At 69.0% G+C, this 18,234-nt stretch carries 14 protein-coding genes; 5 read left to right on the forward strand and 9 right to left on the reverse strand.

Features of this window, described 5'->3' with window-relative positions:
• Positions 1-36 precede the first annotated feature (36 nt).
• From QHF84_RS30215 to QHF84_RS30250, 8 genes are all read right to left on the reverse strand, one after another.
• Entirely contained in the window at positions 37-1,050 is a 1,014-nt protein-coding gene (locus tag QHF84_RS30215; RefSeq protein WP_281316927.1) for a hypothetical protein, read from the reverse strand.
• A complete protein-coding gene (locus tag QHF84_RS30220) occupies positions 1,050-2,015 on the reverse strand; it encodes a hypothetical protein (RefSeq protein WP_281316928.1) in 966 nt (321 codons plus the stop codon). Before QHF84_RS30220 ends, QHF84_RS30215 begins: the two co-directional genes overlap by 1 nt.
• Positions 2,016-2,175: 160 nt before the next feature.
• Positions 2,176-3,624: a serine/threonine-protein kinase gene (locus tag QHF84_RS30225; RefSeq protein WP_281316929.1), complete on the reverse strand. Its 1,449-nt coding sequence runs from the start codon at positions 3,622-3,624 to the stop codon at positions 2,176-2,178.
• A gap of 177 nt (positions 3,625-3,801) precedes the next feature.
• Complete coding sequence (locus QHF84_RS30230; RefSeq protein WP_281316930.1) at positions 3,802-4,911, reverse strand: STAS domain-containing protein; 1,110 nt, start codon at positions 4,909-4,911, stop codon at positions 3,802-3,804.
• A gap of 89 nt (positions 4,912-5,000) precedes the next feature.
• Entirely contained in the window at positions 5,001-5,930 is a 930-nt protein-coding gene (locus QHF84_RS30235) for a hypothetical protein (protein WP_281316931.1), read from the reverse strand.
• Positions 5,931-6,002: 72 nt separating this feature from the next.
• Complete coding sequence (locus tag QHF84_RS30240) at positions 6,003-7,481, reverse strand: SIR2 family protein (protein ID WP_281316932.1); 1,479 nt, start codon at positions 7,479-7,481, stop codon at positions 6,003-6,005.
• A gap of 384 nt (positions 7,482-7,865) precedes the next feature.
• Positions 7,866-8,336 (reverse strand): hypothetical protein, encoded by a 471-nt coding sequence (locus QHF84_RS30245; protein ID WP_281316933.1) that lies wholly within the window; start codon positions 8,334-8,336, stop codon positions 7,866-7,868.
• Positions 8,326-9,177, reverse strand: a complete 852-nt coding sequence (locus QHF84_RS30250; RefSeq protein ID WP_281316934.1) for a hypothetical protein — start codon at positions 9,175-9,177, stop codon at positions 8,326-8,328. The genes QHF84_RS30245 and QHF84_RS30250 overlap by 11 nt, the downstream gene beginning before the upstream one ends.
• A 132-nt stretch (positions 9,178-9,309) precedes the next feature.
• Here QHF84_RS30250 and QHF84_RS30255 point away from each other — a divergent pair, with 132 nt between their 5' ends.
• Positions 9,310-10,983, forward strand: coding sequence for a DUF1592 domain-containing protein (locus tag QHF84_RS30255; RefSeq protein ID WP_281316935.1), 1,674 nt, complete (start codon positions 9,310-9,312; stop codon positions 10,981-10,983).
• Positions 10,980-12,320: a DUF1552 domain-containing protein gene (locus QHF84_RS30260; RefSeq protein ID WP_281316936.1), complete on the forward strand. Its 1,341-nt coding sequence runs from the start codon at positions 10,980-10,982 to the stop codon at positions 12,318-12,320. The genes QHF84_RS30255 and QHF84_RS30260 overlap by 4 nt, the downstream gene beginning before the upstream one ends.
• A gap of 7 nt (positions 12,321-12,327) precedes the next feature.
• Here QHF84_RS30260 and QHF84_RS30265 read toward each other — a convergent pair whose 3' ends face one another.
• The gene (locus QHF84_RS30265; RefSeq protein ID WP_281316937.1) at positions 12,328-12,897 is read right to left on the reverse strand and encodes a hypothetical protein; all 570 of its coding nucleotides are present in this window, start codon (positions 12,895-12,897) and stop codon (positions 12,328-12,330) included.
• A gap of 132 nt (positions 12,898-13,029) precedes the next feature.
• On the opposite strand from QHF84_RS30265, the gene QHF84_RS30270 reads away from it, so the two are divergent.
• The 3 genes from QHF84_RS30270 to glgP are packed head-to-tail and all read left to right on the forward strand — an operon-like array spanning position 13,030 to position 18,226.
• The gene (locus QHF84_RS30270; protein WP_281316938.1) at positions 13,030-14,985 is read left to right on the forward strand and encodes a L,D-transpeptidase; all 1,956 of its coding nucleotides are present in this window, start codon (positions 13,030-13,032) and stop codon (positions 14,983-14,985) included.
• A complete protein-coding gene (locus tag QHF84_RS30275) occupies positions 14,978-15,607 on the forward strand; it encodes a DsbA family protein (protein ID WP_281316939.1) in 630 nt (209 codons plus the stop codon). The genes QHF84_RS30270 and QHF84_RS30275 overlap by 8 nt, the downstream gene beginning before the upstream one ends.
• A 42-nt stretch (positions 15,608-15,649) precedes the next feature.
• Positions 15,650-18,226, forward strand: a complete 2,577-nt coding sequence (gene glgP, locus QHF84_RS30280; RefSeq protein ID WP_281316940.1) for an alpha-glucan family phosphorylase — start codon at positions 15,650-15,652, stop codon at positions 18,224-18,226.
• The last annotated feature ends 8 nt before the right edge of the window (positions 18,227-18,234 follow it).

An 18,234-nucleotide genomic window follows, 5' to 3' on the forward strand; every position in this document is an offset into this window, starting at 1 on the left:
ATGGACGCCGGATGGGCCTGCCCGCCGGACCATCGCTCATTTCAGGGTGAGCAGCATCGAGAAGGGGCCCGCGGGGCTCGCCGCGTTGGTATCGACGAAGAGGATCGTCGGCGTCACGCCGCCGGGGATGCGGATGACCTCGTCGCCCTTCTCCGGCGCGTCGACGCACCCCTCCTGCGCGAGCTGGGACATGTCGTTCTCGCAATCGGTGCGCGCGTAGAGCACGGCGTCGAAGGTCGCGTCGAGCTTCACCTCGATCTCCTTCGCGAGCGGCGCCTTGATCGAATAAATCGTCTGTCGTCCTTCCCCCGCGCACGGGTTCGTGGCGCACGCCCCGCATTTCGCGTCGTTGTCCGGGCCGGCCTTGTTCATGCCGAGCACGGTGGCGGAGGTGCCGATCGCCGTGCCGAGCACGACGGGCACCGGGCCCGCGCAGCTCGTGCCAGGAAAGAAGCTCACGGTCAGGTGGTAGGCGCCCCGATCCTCCGGCGTGCGGCCGTCCACGAAGAGGTAGATCCGCTCGCCCGCCGTGACCGGGAACGAAAGGAACTCGCCGCCGAGGGCGACCTGGTCGTGGCAGAGGACGACCCCGTCCGGGTTCGAGCAGCTCGTCCGGCGCGCGTAGAGCACGCTGTTGAAGCTCGTCGCCGTGGCCGGCAGGCTCGCCGTGAGATATCCGGTCTGCTCCGCGTCGAAGACGTACACGTGCTCCGGACCGCTCGACGTGGTGCACCCCGTGAACGGACCACTCTCGATCATGCTCGGCGCCGCGGTTGTCTCGGCATCGAACTCCACCGTGCCCCAGTCCACGAAGACGAGCGGAATGGCGTCGTCGCAGCCGAGCCCGTGTGGAGGCGCGCCTCCGGGACCGCCGTCCGCGTCGCCCCCGCCGGTGCCGCCGCCTGATCCGCCTCCGCCTCCGCCGCCCGCGCCCGAGGTGACGCCGATGGGCTCGATGCCCACCACGAGCCCGCAGGCGGAAAGGCTCGTGGTCGCGACGGCGAGCGCCCCGAGAACACGAACACCACGTGGCCGTGCCGTGCCTCTCATCAAAATTCTCCTCGCACGACACCCCCCACGCCCGCCGGCCCCGCGGCCGGCAGGATCTCGATACGCCCGGCAGAAGGCCGCTTGCCCGACCCACCCGTGAGCCAGACGATCGCGCCGGCGGCGAGCGCGGCGCCTCCCACGACGAACCCCGTCGTCGACGCCGCCGCGAACCGCGAGGCCTCCGTTCCCTTGTCGGCGACGGCCTGCGTGCACCCGGACAAACCCGCGGGCGAGCGGCATTGCCTGGGCGCCATCTGCTCGACCTCCGCCCATTTCGAGAAGGCCAGCCCGCCGCACACGCCGCCGACCGTGAACCCCGCGAGGGCCACGCCTCCGAGCGCCAGGGACAGGACGGGCGGAGGGCCCACGCCTCGCCGTTCGTCGCGTCCGCGTGGCACCTCGCGCCCGTGCGTCGCCCACGCCGCGGGCGCCGGGATGGCCACGGTCACGGTCTCGCCATTCTTCGACACGTTCACGACGCCCTCCCAGGCCTGTTTGTCCGGCCAGATGACGCGGATCGTGTGTTTTCCGAGGTCCACGGGGATCGGCGTGCCCCAGAGCGCCTCGCCGACCGGCACCGCGTCGCGCGTGATCGTGAAACCTTTCCGACCTCCGACGGAGGCCGGCACCATCAGCACGAGGCGCGGCAGATCGGCTTCGAGGGCGTCTGCGCGGGCGCGTGCTTCGGCCTCGCGCGCCCGGTTTTTCCCGGTCGCCTTGTCGGCCTCGGCCACGGCGACGTAGAGCGCCCACGCGCTCGCGGGGCGCTGCGTCGCCTCGTAACACCTGGCGAGCTCGAGCTTCGTCCCGTTCGCCGGGTCGAGCCGATCGCTCTCCTCGTACATCTCGCAAGCGCGCGCGTGGTGACCCTCGAGCGCGAGCACGTAGGCGTCCTGGTAGAGTTTTTCCGCGGCCGCGCGGACATCCGGCGGCCCCTCGGCGGCCGCGCTCCCCGCGAGCGTCACGGCGAACGCGGCTCCGAGGAAGCGGGCAGCGGCGCGGCCCGTGGGCCCACGCCACCCGCCGCGGGGGTGATTCCTATCGACGATTACGCGAGCCAGTAGGACCATTCTAGGCAAGCCCCCGTGCGCCATGGCGCAGCCGTCCTCGCGCAGTAGATGTTCGTCAATAGCGCGGAGGAGGTCGGGGTGTCGAGCGATTCTGTGGAAAAACCGTCCGCCCTGTGGTCGAAGGAGGCGCCGACCCCGACGAAATCGGAACGACCCCGACGGAAGCAGCCGCCGTCGCGGCATTGGGTGCCTCTTTGGGAGCCTCCTCCGACGCGGACAAACCCGTGCTCGGAAGCGCTGCGGGGAGGGGAGGGAGCAAAAAGGACGATGCGGCGGGGACCGGCGAAGTGGCCGTATGGGCCCCGGGCGACATCTCGTAAAAGAATCCCCCGAGCGACACGCTGAGCCCGAGCGCGATCGTGACCGCCGCGAAATGCCGCAGCAGGGTGCGCCGGGGTTTGGCCGCAAGCGTCTCGGTCGGCTCGAAGGCGTGCGACGGGAGCGTGGGGCCCTCGGCCGAAATCGTCGTTTGAATGCCCGCGCGTGTCCAGGGCGGCGGCGTGCGGCCGAGGTCGCTCGCTCGATCGACGCGCAGCACGAAGCTCGCATGGGCCTCCGGCTCTGCGGCGGTCGACATCGCGGCTTTTTTCGTCGCCAGGGCGTGCACGCGCTCGATACGCGCGACGAGCGCCGCGGGCGGCTCCGGGTCGGGGCGCGCGAGCGGCGCGAGATCACGCGCGAGGGCGACCATGTCCGGGTAGCGCCGCTCGCGGTCCTTCTCCAGGCAACGCAAGACCACCGCGTCGAGGGCCGGAGGCAGGTCTCGCCGCAGCGACGAAGGCGCGGGCGGCTTCTTGTTCGCGAGCTGGGCGAGGATCTGCAGCACGTTGCTGCCCCCGAAAGGGCATTCCCCCGTGACGAGCTGAAAGAGGATGATCCCCATCGCCCAGATGTCGCTGCGCCCGTCGATGTCGCGCGCGGCGTTGATCTGCTCGGGCGACATGTACAGCGGTGAGCCCACGATCGCGCCGGTGCTCGTGCGTGTCGGCCCCTCGTCGTGGAGGAGCTTCGAGACGCCGAAATCGAGCACCTTGACGCAGGGCGAACCGTCGTGGGCCTGGGTCAGGAAGAGGTTGTCGGGCTTGAGGTCGCGGTGCACGATGCCGAGCGCGTGGGCCTCGGCGAGCGCCTCGCACGCGTGCAGCACATGAACCGCCGCCTCCTCCACGGGTAGCGGACCGATCTCGGCGAGCCGCGAAAGCAAGGTTTGTCCTTCGAGGTACTCCATGACCATGAAGGGCGCCTCGTTCGGCAGGCGTCCGACGTCGTAAACGCGCGCGACGTGCGTGCTGCGGAGCTCGGACAGGGCCCGCGCCTCGCGCAGGAAGCGCTCGACGCAGAGGGCCGAGGCGACGACGTGGGGCTGCATCACTTTGATCGCGCGGCGCGTGCGCAGCTCGAGGTGCGTGGCCGCGACCACCACCCCCATCCCGCCGGAGCCGAGGAGACGATCGACGCGGTATTTGTCCGCGATCACGTCCCCGATTGCGACCGGCAAACTCATGGCGCCCCCGCCCCCCCTGCGTCGACCCTCCGTCACGGCCGAATTCGTCACGTCCGACCCGACGCTCGACGCAAAATTCAGACGCATTATGGCATGGCATCCCGATTCTTCAAAATCGAGACCGCCGAACACGCGAAGTCCTTCGACCGAGACAGACCCGCGCCGCCCAGGCGCGCTTCAGCGCCGCGAGGGCCTCTGTCCTCTGCGGGTAAACGGCAGCGCATCCCGCAGCGACCGCATCACCGACGCGCCCGCGAGCTCCGCGCCGCTCTGCACGAGCTCCCTCGCCAGCGCCGGCCGCACGCCCGTCACCATCGGCCGCGCGCCGAGCAATCGCACGGCGCTGATCAGCCGCACGAGCTGCGCGAGCCCTGTGCCCTCCGAGGCCGTCGCGCCCGTCAGATCGAACACGACCACCTGCGCGCCGCGCTCCGCCACCGCGGGCAAGAGCCGCCGTTCGAGCTCCCCGCTCCGCGCCTCGGTCAAGGCGGCGACGATCGGCACCGCGACCACCCCTTCGGCGACGTCGAGCAGCGGCGCCGACAGCTCCAGGATCTCGCGCTGCTGCGCCTCGATCAGCGCCTCGCGCTCCCGCCGCTCCGTCACGTCCACCTGATGCACGACGACGGCGTACTTCCCGGTCGCCGGATCACTCGTCCGCCGTGCCTCCACGGCGTGCCAGCGCGGCCCGTCGTTCGTGAGCGCGACGAGCTCTTCGTGGAACACCACGTCGTTCTCCGCCGCCTGCAGGATCCGCGTCACGGCGCCCGTGTCCTCGAACCAGGCCGACGGCGTGCTCGACCTGCCGAAGGCGCGCTCGGTGGCCGGGTTCGTCACGAGCACTGCGCCTTCCGTGGAGAGAAGCGCGACCATCGCGGAGACGTGCCGCAGCGCCTCGTCGCTACGCAGGATCCTCGGGTCTTGCGCCTCGGTCCGCACGTGGCCTTCGTAAAGCAGGGCGAAGCGCCCGTCGTCGAGCTCGATGGCGGACAGGAAGACCCGCAGGTGCAAGGGCTCGCCGCGGGGATAGAACGTGAACGTGTGCTCGATGCGCGCGTCGCGGTCCGCGCGCAGGTCGCGGAGCAAGCCCTCGTTGCGGGTGCGGGTCGCGGTGGAGGCATCGGAGTAGTCGCGGGCGAGGAACTCGTCGAGGTTCGGCGAGCGCCAGATCTCGAGGGCGGCGGCGTTCCCCCAGGCCATGCGGGCCCGCTCCACGTCGAAGACCCAGACCGGCAGACAGAGCCGCTCCACACCACGCAAGCGCTCCACGAGGGTGGTCTCAGGCATACGTCCCTGGCGGTATACCTCCGATCGGGGCGGGGTGTGGAGACGCTCGCGACCGGACCTGCGAGGCGCGCGATAGCCGGTTGGCTACGTCACGAGAAGACGTCGCTCGTGGTCTTCGCTTCGAGGACGTTCTCGACCCACCGATCGAGGGTATCGGTGTCCATGCAAGCCTCGATGCGGGCGCGCTCGTCGTCCGCGAGCGCGAGCCCTGCGCGCGCGAGGAGCCGGAAGAGGACGCCACGTTTGCCTTCGAGGATGCCCTCGAGCTTCCCTTCGATCTTCCCTTCGAGTTTGCCCTTGAGCTCGCCCTCGTGCATGCCGCGATCGAAGATCTGCTGTGCGAACGGGGGGAACGTGGCTTTTCCTTCGCTCTGCCGTTGCATGATCAGCGCCTCCAGGGCCCTCCGCATGGGCTCGCGTAATGTATTGTAAACGATCTGAAAGTACACCGCAGCGTGTTCCCGGTCGAACCGTCCGAGCGCGCCGAGCGCCGCCAGCGCCACGTCGAGCCCGTTCGGGCCGTTGCCGTGTGCCGCCGCCGATAGGATGGAAAGCTCCGTCTCCTGCTCCGCCAGGGCCGCGTCGGTCACCACGGGCACGCTGGCAGGGCCGAGCACCAGCGGATCGATATGCCCACGGCCGAGGCCGAGATCGATCGTCTCCGCGGCCCAGGCGGCCACCTCGGCGTCCGGCGCGACGACGAGCACGAGGGTCGGGCATTCTTTCTGCGCCCGCACGACCACGACGTACACCGGCCACGCGTACTTCTTGCGTGTGTCCTTGTCGCGCTGAACTTCGAGGACGATCGCGAACACCAGCGCGCCGCGCTCGTCGCGCAGCTCGAGCACCAGATCCGCGCGGAACTCCACGGGCACGAGCTGATCGAGGGCGGTCTCGACCACCGTGACCGTGGTGTACGGTGGGAGGTCCACGCGGAAGAGGAGCTCGACGAGGTGCGGCGCGAGGGCCGGGTTCTCGCGGAACATGTCGACGAGGCCGTTGTGCTCGAGCGTCGGCATCGAGCCACCCTAGCGCGGGCGGCGCTCCGCGGGCAAACCCGTGGGCTCAGCGGTCTCCAGAAAGGGACCGGTTCACCAGTGAAAGCGCCGTTGAAGTTGCGCCATCTGGGCCTGCATCTGCTCCTCCCACCCGTCCGGCAAATCGATCACGATCCCCAGATCGATCGTGGTTCCTGGCGGTAGGTTGTTATTCCCTTCGAGGTGCTCCCGGACCGTCGTTGCGATCCGCTGGTTCCATTCCTCGATCCGGTAGATGAACCTGTGACCGGCGAGCTGTGCGAGCTCGATGGTGGGACGGAATGCTTCATCCGTATGCAGGCGGCGCCATCGTAGCGTCCACGAGATGACTTCACGGTATACCTGGCCAATTCTGTTTGCCACGTATACGAGTTTGTGCGCGTCGCCGTGCTCGCCGGGCGGACCCATTGCGTCGGAAAGGCCGGTGTTCACCAGGTTCGTGAGTATTTTCGTGGTGTGAGTGGCCGCCGCCAATTGTGTGCTGATCCAGGAAAGGGTGTCCTTCGGGTCTCGCAACTCGGGAGGGCCAAAGGAGACGCCGAACTGCAAGTCGCGCCGTTCGACCGACGCGGCTGCAAGCTCATCGGAGAGCACCTGGCCAAAAAGCTTGATTTCCCAATGGCGAGGCTTCTCGTCGGCGATCCGCTGGGCGAGATTCGATGCCCCAGGTATCCTGTTGCTTTGCACGCGCTGCGGGGTTGACTCGTCTACGGTCGCTCGCGTGGCATTCGGGGCAATCGCCGTGAGCAGCTCGATCAACTCTCTGTGCGAGCCATCCGCGTTCGGGTAGATGATCAAACTCACCCCGGCGCTCTCGAGGACCTTGCGTTTATACGCCCGGACCGCCGAGGCGGGGACGATCGCAAAGTGACGCGGCGGCTGATCCCCCGACAGCGCGCGCACGCGCGCCAGCAATTGATCGAAGTCGTCGTCCGTGAGCCCATAACCCACGAAGAGCAGCGTCCGCCCGTGGAAGAGCGCAGAGAAGGCGGTTTGCATCTGCGGGTCCGCGTACATCGCGCGGTCGTAGTCGGCGCGCGTGAAGACCCAGGTGTTCCGCTCATGGAGGGTGCCGTGGAGCTTGAGGAGAAACCCGCGCCGCTGGGCGATGTCCGGCGTGGCCTTGGAGAACGTCGGCCACTGCCCAGCCAGGGCGCGTTCGAGGATGCGGTCGACGTTCGTCGTGAGCACGGCGCGCAGGTTCGCAGACAATGCAGCGATGGCCTTCGCCGCGGGATGAACCGCCACGGTGCTGTCGTCGAGTTGCCGCTCGATGAAGTTGCAAAACTCAGGGCCGCCCAAGGCATCCTTCAATGCCGACAGAGCATCGATGAACTGGCGCGCCGCCACGAGCTCGTCGACTTCACCCAGCAGATGTTCGGTCACTCCGCGAGCCCTCGCATGAGCGACGAGCCGCTTCACGAGCTCGGCCCATGACGGCAGGCCGGCTCCCGCTGAAATGCCTGCCCCCGCGAAGATGACGAGGTCGCCCCGCGCGTAAGCCTGCTGGAGTTCCGTGAGCGATGGGTGCACGAAGCGGAAGTTTTCACAGGAGGCACGAGAACCGCAAGGGAGGCGTCGCCAAGACTCCCCTGACGCTCCTCCTCTCATCGTCGGCGCATCGCCACGAAGCACCCGGACCGCTCCTCCTCATCGTCGGCGCATCGCCACGAAGCACCCGGAGCGCTCGGACCTATCGTTGGCGCATCGCCAAAGCCCCCCCCGGACCGCTCCTACCTATCGTCGGCGCCTCGCCAAAGCCCCCCCGGGCCGCCCGGACCATGCGTTGGCGCGTCGCCAACGACCACCCAGGCCGCCCGGACCATGCGTTGGCGCGTCGCCAACGACCACCCGGCCCACGCCGACCCCTCTTCGGCGCTCCGCCGGCCCTCCGCGAGCCCTCCGCGAGCCCGTCGGTCAGGTCCCGCCACCCCCGCCCGCCCCGCCCCCCGTCGGCACCTGCGCCGAGATCCAGTCTCGCACGCACGCGAGCTCCTCCGGCGTCAGCGTCGGCTTTCCGATCGGCATCGGCGACCCGCAGCTCGGCAGCGGCTGCAATTTCTCGTAAAGCAGGCTCGACTCCGGCACCACCGGATCCACCAAAATCCCCGGGCAATCGCGTCCCATCTTGTCGACGAGCCGCTCCACCACGTTCGGCGCGACCAGATCGAGCCCTGCCGCCGGCTCGGCGCCCTCGTGGCAGATCGACCCGCCGCAGCTCTTCGGAAACAGCTCCGTCACGATGTCCGGGCAGGTGAAGCTGCCGCCGTCGAGGAAGCGGTCGGGGTCTTCCAGCCGGCCGGGGCAACCCGCGGCGAGCAGCGTGATCACGAGCGGCAAGAGCGCGGAGGCGAGCGCGCGCCGGAGGGCACGGTTTTCACGGGGCATAATCGATCCCAAGCTTCACACCGCCGAATTGATCGAGCGCCCCGCCGGCCACGTACGCGTCGCCGGGCACGGGCACGAACGTCGAAAAGAACCGCGTATACCCGAACGAAAGCGAGACCTCCGCCCCCTTCGTGATCGCGAATGCGACGCCGAGATCCGCGTCGATCCCACCCACCGTCGCATCACGGAACCGCTCGTAGAGCGCCCCTCCCTCGATCGGCTCCAGATACTCGAACGCCGCCACCAGCGTGAGCGGCCCCGCGATCCGGATTCGACCGTCGAGACCCACGCGCACGAGCCTGTAGCTCACCGTCGGGATCTCCGCCGCGAGGGGCCCCGACTCCTGAAACGAAAAATCGAGCCAGCCATAGCCCACGAGCGGCGCGACCACCGGCGCGCGTTCCCCGCGCCCGAGCCGGATGGGAACCCGGAGCCCCAGATTCCCTCGATCCCAGCTCGTCTGGATATCGCGCCCCTCCGTCACGGCGGACGTGAGGGACGGCGCGAACGTGTACTCCCCCGTGATCCCCACGCTTTCGAGCACCGGCACGCCCGTCCACCGGAGCGGCTGGAGCTCGCCGCCGAGGGAGATCATCGGCACCCCGACGACGTCGTACGGCCGCAGATTCGTGGCGACCTTCAGCGGGTCCGAGTACGCGAACCAGCGCGCCGCGACCTCCACGCCGAAGCGCAAGTTGCCTCCCACCGGCGAGGCGGAAGCGGGAGCGGTGGCGGCGGGAGCCGGAGCGGCGGCGGAGGTGGTGGCGGCCGCGGATGTGGTCGCGGCGGCGGTCGCGATCACGAGCTTCCCGGCGGCGCGGCGGATTCCCCTTCTGGGCACGGCCCGCAGGGTAGCGATCTCTCCCTCGCCGTCGAGCCGAAGCACGCGTACGGCATCAGGAAAAGGTCGACGCCCGGCCGACCTTCTTCTACTCTCCGGATACCGCGGTCAAGCCCCCGCGGATCCTTGCTCATGACCCACGCTGTGCGCTTGCCCTGGCTTCTCGGTGGCGCCCTCGCCCTCTGCGCGGCGGCGCCTCTCGCGGCTTGCTCGGGTCACATCGGCGACCCGCCGGGCGAAGATACCGGGGAGGCCCCCGCCTTCCAGTGCGTCGGCACGATCCCCGGCAAATCGCCCATCCGGCGCATGACCCGGTTCGAGTACAACAACACCGTCCGCGACCTCGTCGGCGACGACACCCGGCCTGCTTCGGCCTTCGTGCCCGAAGAAGAGGCCATGGGCTTCGACAACCAGGCCACGGCCCTCGGCGTGACGCAGATCCTCGCCGAGCAGTACATGGTCGCGGCCGAGCAGATCGCCGCCCGCGCGGCGTCGGATCTCGGCGCCCTGCTCCCCTGTGATCCCGCGACGGCCGGGGAGCAGGCGTGCGCCACCACCTTCATCCAGACCTTCGGGCGTCGCGCGTATCGCCGCCCCCTCACGGACGACGAGGTCTCGCGCCTCCAGGACGTCTTCTCCTGGGGCCGCGGCGACGAGGGTTTTCCGAAGGGCATCGAGCTCGTCCTCCAGGTGATGCTCCAGTCGCCGCACTTCCTCTACCGCGTCGAGTTCGGCATGCCCGACCCGGTCGAGGCCGACGTCGTGCCCCTCTCGCACCACGAGATGGCCTCGCGCCTCTCGTACATGCTCTGGGGCACCATGCCGGACGAGGCGCTCTTCGCCGCCGCGGACGAGGGACGCCTCGGCACGAAAGAAGAGATCGCCAAGGAGGCGCGCCGCATGCTCGACGACCCGCGGGCGCGCGAGGCCGTGGCGAACTTCAACGCCCAGTGGCTCGGCCTCTCCCACCTCGACAACATCAAAAAAGACAGCTCCACGTACCCCAAGTACTACGAGGGCATCCGCCCGCTCTGGCGGGCCGAGACCCTCGCCTTCCTCGAAGACGTCATCTTCGAGGGCCAGGGCGACATCGGCAGCGTCTTCACCGCCAACTACTCGATGCTGAACGCCGAGCTCGCCTCGTTCTACGGCGTCGAAGACGGCCCGGCCACGCAGAGCTTCGAGCGCGTCGAGCTCGATCCCACGAAGACCTCCGGCATCCTCACGCACGCGAGCGTCCTCGCCGCCACGGGCAAGCCGAACCAGACCTCGCCCGTGCATCGTGGCAAGTTCGTCCGCGAGCGCCTCCTCTGCCAGATCCTCCCGCCGCCGCCGAACAACGCCGCCTTCAACGCGCCCGACGTCCGCCCCGACGCCACCACGCGCGAGCGCTTCGCCGAGCACTCGGAGAACCCGGCTTGCGCGGGCTGCCACATCAAGATGGATCCCGTCGGCTTCGGCTTCGAGCACTACGACGGCATCGGCCTCTACCGCGACACCGACCAGGGTTTGCCCATCGACGACTCCGGCGAGCTCGTCGACACCCGCGGCATCGACGGCCCCTTCGAGGGCGTCGTCGAGCTCGGCCAGCGCCTCGCGCAGAGCGAGGAGGCGCGCCAGTGTGTCGCCACCCAGTGGTTCCGCTTCGCCTACGGCCGCGTCGAAGGCGAGGACGATCGTTGCTCGATGAGCGAGATCCAGCAGGCCTTCGCGGCGAGCGGCTTCAACGTCAAGGAGCTGCTCGTCGCCCTCACCCAGACCGACGCGTTCCGGTACCGCCGGGCCGTCGTGACGCAGGCACCATGAAACAGAGGACCCTGAGCCGTCGCGCGCTCCTTCGCGGCCTCGGCGGTGTGGCCGTTGGCCTGCCGTTCCTCGGGGCCATGGCCGATTCGGCCCGCGCCACCGCCTTCCCGAAGCGCTTTGTCGTCTTTTTCACGGGCCTCGGCACGGTCAAGCCCGCGTGGATCCCCACCGGCACCGAGACCGACTTCACCTTCGGCCCCATCCTCTCGCCGCTCGAACCTTACAAGAAGAAGGCGATCCTCCTCGAAGGCGTCGACTACGAGTCCGCCTACCACGGCCCCGGCGACCCGCACCAGCAGGGCATCGGCCACGCGCTCACGGGCACCGAGCTCCAGGAGGGCTCGCTCTTCCCGTACGCGTGTAACCCCGGCAAGATGGTCGGCTGGGGCGGCGGTATCTCGCTCGATCAGTTCCTCGCGGACCAGATCGGCCAGACCACGCGTTTCCCCTCGCTCGAGTTCGGCGTCCAGGTCCAGTACGCCAACGTCTCGGCCCGCATCTCCTACCGCGGCCCCGGACAACCCGTCCCGCCCGAGGACGACCCGTACCAGGCGTACACGCGTATCTTCTCGGACCTCGGCACCGACCCCGAGGCCCTCAAGCGCCTGCGCGCGCAGAGGAAGACCGTGCTCGACGCCGTCACGGGCGACTACCAGCGCCTCTCCTCGCGCCTCGGCACGAGTGATCGCATGAAGGTCGACGCGCACCTGGAAGCCGTCCGCGAGATCGAAAAGCGCCTCGACGCGCCCGGCGTCATCGGCGGCTCCTGCAACCCGCCCGTCCTCGGCGCGCCGGTCGAGCCGCTCGAAAACGACAACTACCCGGAGATCGCCAAGACCCAGCTCGACCTGCTCGCGATGTCGCTCATCTGCGACCTCACGCGGGTCGCGAGCATCCAGTGGACCACGGTCCAGACGGGCAAGGTCTTCACGTGGCTCGGCCAGGACGAGCCGCACCACACGCTCTCGCATTCGAGCGATGGCGACACGAAGCGGCAGCAGGCGCTCATCGACATTGGCAACTGGCACGCGCAGCAGCTCGCGTACCTCTGCCAGAAGCTCGACAGCGTCCCCGAGGGCGACGGCACGGTCCTCGACAACACCGTCATCCTCTGGTGCAGCGACATTGCGCAGGGCAACACCCACGCGCGCCGCGACGTCCCGCTCCTCCTCCTCGGCGGCGCGGGCGGGGCGCTGAACACCGGGCGGTGGTTCAAGCATTCCGGCGCCTACCACAACGATCTTCTGATCGCGATCGCCCACGCCATGGGCGTGCCCGTCACGACATTCGGCAATCCGGCCTATTGCAAAGGGCCGCTGCCGGGCCTGCTCGTGTAGCCATCCATCAAGCCGTCGATCCGCGCGCCACTTCCGTTCGAATCTCGTCCACGCGCCGCGCCGCGAAGAGCGCGCGCGAGAGGAAGAACAACAAGACCACCTTCGCGAAGAGCCCTGCGATCCCGCCGGCGGACAGGAACGCCATGAGAAACAGGGCCGGCAGCGTCACGTACATGAGCGTCTGCGTGACGAGCCAGATCCCGAGCGCCACGGAGAATGCTGCGGTCGGCGAGCGCCGCGACCAGGCTGCGCAGGCGATGAACATGAGGCCGATGACGCCGTTCGACAGGAACGGGAGCGTGACGACCAGCGAATCGATCGACGCCGCGGGCTCGCTCCCGAGCGCGTAAATGAGGAACAGCGCGATCACGACGTAGATCGCTCCGAGGACGAACAGCGCCATCGTCGACCGGCGCAGGCGTTGTCTCGCCTCGCCGTACTCCGTGTGCGCGTACTCCAGCCGCGCGTCGAGGTCGTCGCGCAGCGCACGCGACACCGGGCTCTTGCAGCCGGGGCAGGCCGCGCTCGCGAACGAGATGTCCGCTCCACATTGGCAAGGCACGCTCACGTGGATCATGGCTCCGGCGCGAAGCCTCGCACGGCGCGGCTGTGCACGGAAGTACGTCGCATCTCACCTCGGGCCGATCGTTCTCCGTCCACCTCGCACCTTCCCTTTGCATCCGGCCGCATCTTTTGGCATCCATCCCCCATGCTCCCGCGCGCTCGCCTCTCCGCATCCTCGCACTCCGTGGGATCGGGCCGCGCGCGGCGTGGTGCCTGGGCTCTCGCGGCCCTCGCGGCCCTCACCGCCCTCGGCTGCAAGCGCCCCGGCGTGGCCGGGCAGGCCGACGGCGGCGCCCCTGATGACGCGGCCGCCCCGCCGCCCGCCGTCCAGGGCCAGAACGCGGTCCCCGAGCCCCCGCCGCCTCCCGACAAACCGCTCCTCGGCATCACGGCCTTCGTCGCCACCGTCTACGACGAGCCGCGCGACACCGCGAAGAAGCTCGGCTACCTGCGCGTCGGGGCCAAGGTCGCCCGCTCGGAAGAGCCCGTCGGCAAGGCTGGTTGTCCGGGCGGCTGGTACGAGATTCACCCGAAGGGCTTCGTTTGCGCCGGCGAAGAGGCCACGACCGACCTCGAAAACCCCATCCTCAAGGCGTCCGCCAAGCGCCCGGACCTCAAGGCGGCCTTGCCGTATCGATATGCGTTCGTCCGGGCCGTCCTCCCGCTGTACATCAAGGTCCCCACGGCCAAGCAGCAGTACGACTCCGAGTTCAAGCTCCAGGAGCACCTCGACTGGTACAAGCAGAACGAGGCCACGGTGAACCAGGTCGTCCTCGGCGCGCCCGACGTGCCGATCGACGATCGCGGCGTCCCCATCCCCGGCAAGCACCTCGGCGAGATGGGCCTCGGCAAAAACTCGCAGGAGATCGCGCTCGGCCAGCTCCTCGGCGGCGAAACCGACTCGGATCCCATTCCTTTCTGGCTCGAAGGCGGCAAGCGCCTCATCCCCAACATCAGCGATTTCAAGGTCCCCGATTTCGCCGTCTTCGCCGACCGCGCGCGCCGCCACACGGGCCTCTCGCTCATCGGCTCCTTCCCCACGGGCGAGGACAACCTCAATCGCCGCTTCGCGATCACCACGGATCTGCGCCTCGCGCCGCACACGAAGATCAAGCCCGACCTCGGCTCGCCCTGGCACGGGCTCGAGCTCACGGACGAGTTCTCGCTCCCGCTCGCGTTCGTCCGCACGCAGGGCGCCAAGACGTACCGCATCTCCAAGGGCAAGGCCATTCCCGATACCGACGTCGAATGGCGCAGCGCCCACGCGCTCGCCGGCACCATGAAGACCGTCGAGGGCGTCAAGTATTACCGCACGAAGGACAAACGCTGGCTCAGCCAGCTCGACGTCGGCCTCGCGGTCCCGCCCGCCTCGTTCCCCGAGGACGCCGAGAAGGGCAAGAAATGGATCGAGATCTCCATCACGAACCAGACCTTCGTGATGTGGGAGGGCAAGCGCCCCATTTATGCGACGCTCGTCTCCACGGGCAAAGCCGGCCTCGACGATCCCAAGAAGACCTCGGCCACGGTCCGCGGCGTCTTCAAGATTCGCAACAAGCACATCACGGCCACCATGGACTCGAATGAAGGGTCGAGCGTGGGCGGCGCGAAGATCACGACCGTCGCCGCCTCGCATTCGCCCGACGGCGGTGGCAAGCCCGCGGCGCCGAAGGCCGGCGACAAGAACGCGAAACCCGGCAAGCCCGATCCCAAGGCGGCCGCGAAGGGCGGCAAACCCGCGGCGAAGCCGGCCGCCGTGAAGCCCGGCGCGGCGAAGGCCAAACCCGCCCCCGCGGCCGGGGGCGCGGAGAAGATCCCGACGAAGGGCGACGGCGAATACGGCGTCACGCGGCGCCGCGGCGAGGGCACGTTCCAGCTCCGCGACGTCCCGTACATCCAGTATTTCGAGAGCGGATACGCATTGCACGCGGCGTACTGGCACGACGTCTTCGGCACGCCGCGCAGCCACGGCTGCGTCAACCTCTCCCCCGTGGACGCGCACCGCGTATTCCTCTGGACCGACCCGCCCGTCCCGGAGGGCTGGCACGCGGTGAACGCGGGCGAGGATTTCGGGGAGGGGACGACGGTGATCATTCATGAGTGAGCCGGCCCAGGGCGCGGCTTCGAGCGCGCCGTACGTGTTTTACGGCGACCTCAATTGCCCGTTTTGCCATGCGCAGAACGAGCGGCTCCTGGAGCTCGGCGTGGAGCGCAAGGTCGAATGGCGCGGCGTCCGCCACATGCCGCACCTCCCCATTCCCGCGAAAAATACGACCTCCGAGCGCGAAGAGCTCCAGCGCGAGGTCCTCTCCGTGCGGCAACGCGAGCCCGTCGTCAGCATCAGCATTCCGCCGGCGCGACCGAATACCGATCGGGCGACGCTGCTCGTCGCGGCCGCTCGCCGGCACGACCCGGCCCGCGCGGAGGCCCTGAAGACGCTCCTTTATCGGGCCTTGTGGATTCACGCCCGGGACATCTCCGACTCGTGCGTGGTCGACGAGCTCCGGCGCGTCGCGGGTTTGCCCGAGCTCGTCGTCGGGGAAGCGGACAAACGGACCCTGGAGACCTGGCAAAAAGAATGGGAGCAGGGCCCGTTCGACCGGCGAATTCCGGTCATCGTCTCGCCGCGCGGGGCGCGCCTCCTCGGGATGGGCGAGCGCGGCCGCCTCGAGGTTTTCCTACGATCCGGCATTCTCAACGCGGACGGAGCCGGCCACTGCGATTGATCACGGCTCGCCTTCCGGGATGTCTCCGGCTAGGGTGCGCCCATGTTCACGGTCCACCGGTACCAGATCTTCCCGACGATTCCGTCGGAGCTCTCGCCGCTCGTCACGATTGCGCAAAATCTCTGGTGGACGTGGACCCCGGCGGCGCGCGAGCTCTACTGGCGCGTTGACGCCGACCTCTACGAGCGCGTCGCGCACAATCCGATCCTCCTCCTCGCGCTCGCCTCGCAGCGCCGCCTCGACGAGCTCGCGCGGGACGACGGATATCTCCGCGCCCTCTCCGCGGTCGAGCGTTCTCTGCGTGATTACCTCGACCGCTCCACCTGGTTCGACCGCAAGTACGGGAAAACCGCGGCCTCGCGCGGCACCGTGGCCTATTTCTCCATGGAATTCGGCGTCCACGAGTGTTTGCCCGTGTATTCGGGGGGGCTCGGCGTCCTCGCCGGCGATCACCTGAAAAGCGCGAGTGACCTGGGCTTACCGCTCGTCGGCGTGGGGATCGCGTTCTCGCAGGGGTATTTCCGCCAGAGCCTCGACATCGAGGGCTGGCAAAACGAGCGATATCCGCCGAACGACTGGCACGATTTGCCCGTCTCGCCCGTGAACGACGACCAGGGCCGCCGCGTCTTCACCTCCGTCGAGCTCCCTCCCCGCGTGGGGGCGGGCCGGCGCGAGGTCAGGCTCCAGGCCTGGCGCGCCCAGGTCGGCCGCGTCCCGCTTTATTTGCTCGACGCCGACATCCCCGAAAACCCGCCGGAGGATCGCGCGCTCACGAATACCCTTTACGGCGGCGACCGCGCGCACCGCATTTGCCAGGAGGTCCTGCTCGGCGTGGGCGGCGTCCGGCTCCTCTCCGCGATCGGCCAGGAGCCACGCGTCTGCCACATGAACGAGGGCCACTCTGCGTTCCTCGCACTTGAACGGGTCCGCCAGCTCATGGCGCGCACCGGCGCGCCGTTCGTCGCGGCGGCCGAGGCTGCCGCGGCGGGCCATGTCTTCACCACGCACACGCCCGTGCCGGCCGGAAATGATGCATTCGCGCACGACCTCGCGCTCCCGTATCTGAAGGTCCTCGGCGAGGGCCTCGGGCTCGGGGCCGAGGAGGCCATGCGGCTCGGCCGCGTCGAACCCGAGCGGCCCGGCGGCGAATTCTCCATGCCGGTCCTCGCCATTCGAATGGCTGACCATTACAACGGCGTCAGCATGCTCCACGGCCGCGAAGCGCGCGCGATGTGGAGCGTCCTCTGGCCGGGCCTCCCGATCGATGAAATCCCGATCGGCTCCGTCACGAACGGCGTCCACGTCCCCACCTGGCTCGACGGCGAGCTCGCCTCGCTGTATGCGAGTTACCTCGGCCCCGATTTCCTCGAACGTGCCGCCGAACCCGGCGTCTGGGCGAAAATCGTCGAGATCCCCGACGAGGTCCTCTGGGCCGCGCACCTCCGCCGCAAAGAGCGCCTCGTGAAGCAGATCCGCGCCCGCCTCGCCGCCCTTTCTGCGCAGAAGGGGCGCGCCGAGGATCCGGCGTGGATCGAGCGCCTCCTCGACCCGAGGGTGCTCACCATCGGGTTTGCTCGCCGCTTCGCCACGTACAAGCGCGGCACGCTCCTCCTCCGCGATGCGGCGCGCCTCGCGCGAATCCTCCACGAGCCGCATCGCCCGGTGCAGCTCGTCTTTTCCGGAAAGGCGCACCCGCAGGACTGGGGCGGCAAAGAGCTCATTCGCGACATCGTGCGCGCGGGCATGGCCGAGCCTTTTCGCGGCCGCATCGTCTTCGTCGAGGATTACGACATGGGCGTCGCGCGCGCCCTCGTCGCGGGCGTCGACGTCTGGCTCAACACCCCGCGCAGGCCGCTCGAAGCGAGCGGCACGAGCGGCATGAAGGCCGGCCTCAACGGCGTCCTCAACGCGAGCATCCTCGACGGCTGGTGGCCCGAGGGATACGCGGCCGACAATGGTTTTGCCATTGGCCGCGGCGAGGAATACGCGGACACCGGCCACGGCGACCACGTCGAAGCCCAGGCCCTCTATCGATTGCTCGAAGAGGACATCGTCCCGCTTTATTACGAGCGTGACGCTTCCGGCCTCCCGCGAAACTGGATCGCCCGCATGAAGCGCAGCATTGCCACGATCGGCCCTGCGTTCAACACGACCCGCATGGTGCGCGAGTATGCCGAAAGGTATTACGAGCCAGCGCTCGCGCGGCATCGCCGCATGACGGAGGACGGCCTCCTCGTGGCGCGCGCCGTCTGCGAATGGAAGGCCCGCGTGCGCGCCGCCTGGGGCTGCGTACGTGTCGAATCCGTGGCGCAGCTCGGCCCCTCGCGCCTCCCGAGCGGCGAACCTTTGCGCGTCGCGGCGGAGATCCACCTCGGCGTCCTCGCGCCGGGCGACGTCGTCGTCGAGCTTTATTATGGCCGTCCGGGCCCGAACGGCGCGCTCCGCGGCGCGGAGGCCGCTCCGATGCGCCTCGCGGCGGATCTCGGCGGCGGACGCCATCGCTTCGAGGGCGAAATCCCCACCCACGAGAGCGGTGAGCACGCTTTCGGCGTCCGCGTCATCCCGGCGCACGAGTCCTTGCCGGATCGTTACGCGGCGCGCCTCGTCCGCTGGCATTAGACATTTTC

Origin of the sequence: Polyangium sp. y55x31 (assembly GCF_029946505.1) — a bacterium.
Taxonomy (GTDB): Bacteria; Myxococcota_A; Polyangia; order Polyangiales; family Polyangiaceae; genus Polyangium.

What these genes read in the sequence shown, in the direction of transcription:
- QHF84_RS30215 (WP_281316927.1), bottom strand. Translation starts at nt 1,050, where the DNA reads ATGAGAGGCACGGCACGGCCACGTGGTGTTCGTGTTCTCGGGGCGCTC.
- QHF84_RS30225 (WP_281316929.1), bottom strand. Translation starts at nt 3,624, where the DNA reads ATGAGTTTGCCGGTCGCAATCGGGGACGTGATCGCGGACAAATACCGC.
- QHF84_RS30230 (WP_281316930.1), bottom strand. Translation starts at nt 4,911, where the DNA reads ATGCCTGAGACCACCCTCGTGGAGCGCTTGCGTGGTGTGGAGCGGCTC.
- QHF84_RS30235 (WP_281316931.1), bottom strand. Translation starts at nt 5,930, where the DNA reads ATGCCGACGCTCGAGCACAACGGCCTCGTCGACATGTTCCGCGAGAAC.
- QHF84_RS30245 (WP_281316933.1), bottom strand. Translation starts at nt 8,336, where the DNA reads ATGCCCCGTGAAAACCGTGCCCTCCGGCGCGCGCTCGCCTCCGCGCTC.
- QHF84_RS30255 (WP_281316935.1), top strand. Translation starts at nt 9,310, where the DNA reads ATGACCCACGCTGTGCGCTTGCCCTGGCTTCTCGGTGGCGCCCTCGCC.
- QHF84_RS30260 (WP_281316936.1), top strand. Translation starts at nt 10,980, where the DNA reads ATGAAACAGAGGACCCTGAGCCGTCGCGCGCTCCTTCGCGGCCTCGGC.
- QHF84_RS30265 (WP_281316937.1), bottom strand. Translation starts at nt 12,897, where the DNA reads ATGATCCACGTGAGCGTGCCTTGCCAATGTGGAGCGGACATCTCGTTC.
- QHF84_RS30270 (WP_281316938.1), top strand. Translation starts at nt 13,030, where the DNA reads ATGCTCCCGCGCGCTCGCCTCTCCGCATCCTCGCACTCCGTGGGATCG.
- QHF84_RS30275 (WP_281316939.1), top strand. Translation starts at nt 14,978, where the DNA reads ATGAGTGAGCCGGCCCAGGGCGCGGCTTCGAGCGCGCCGTACGTGTTT.
- glgP (WP_281316940.1), top strand. Translation starts at nt 15,650, where the DNA reads ATGTTCACGGTCCACCGGTACCAGATCTTCCCGACGATTCCGTCGGAG.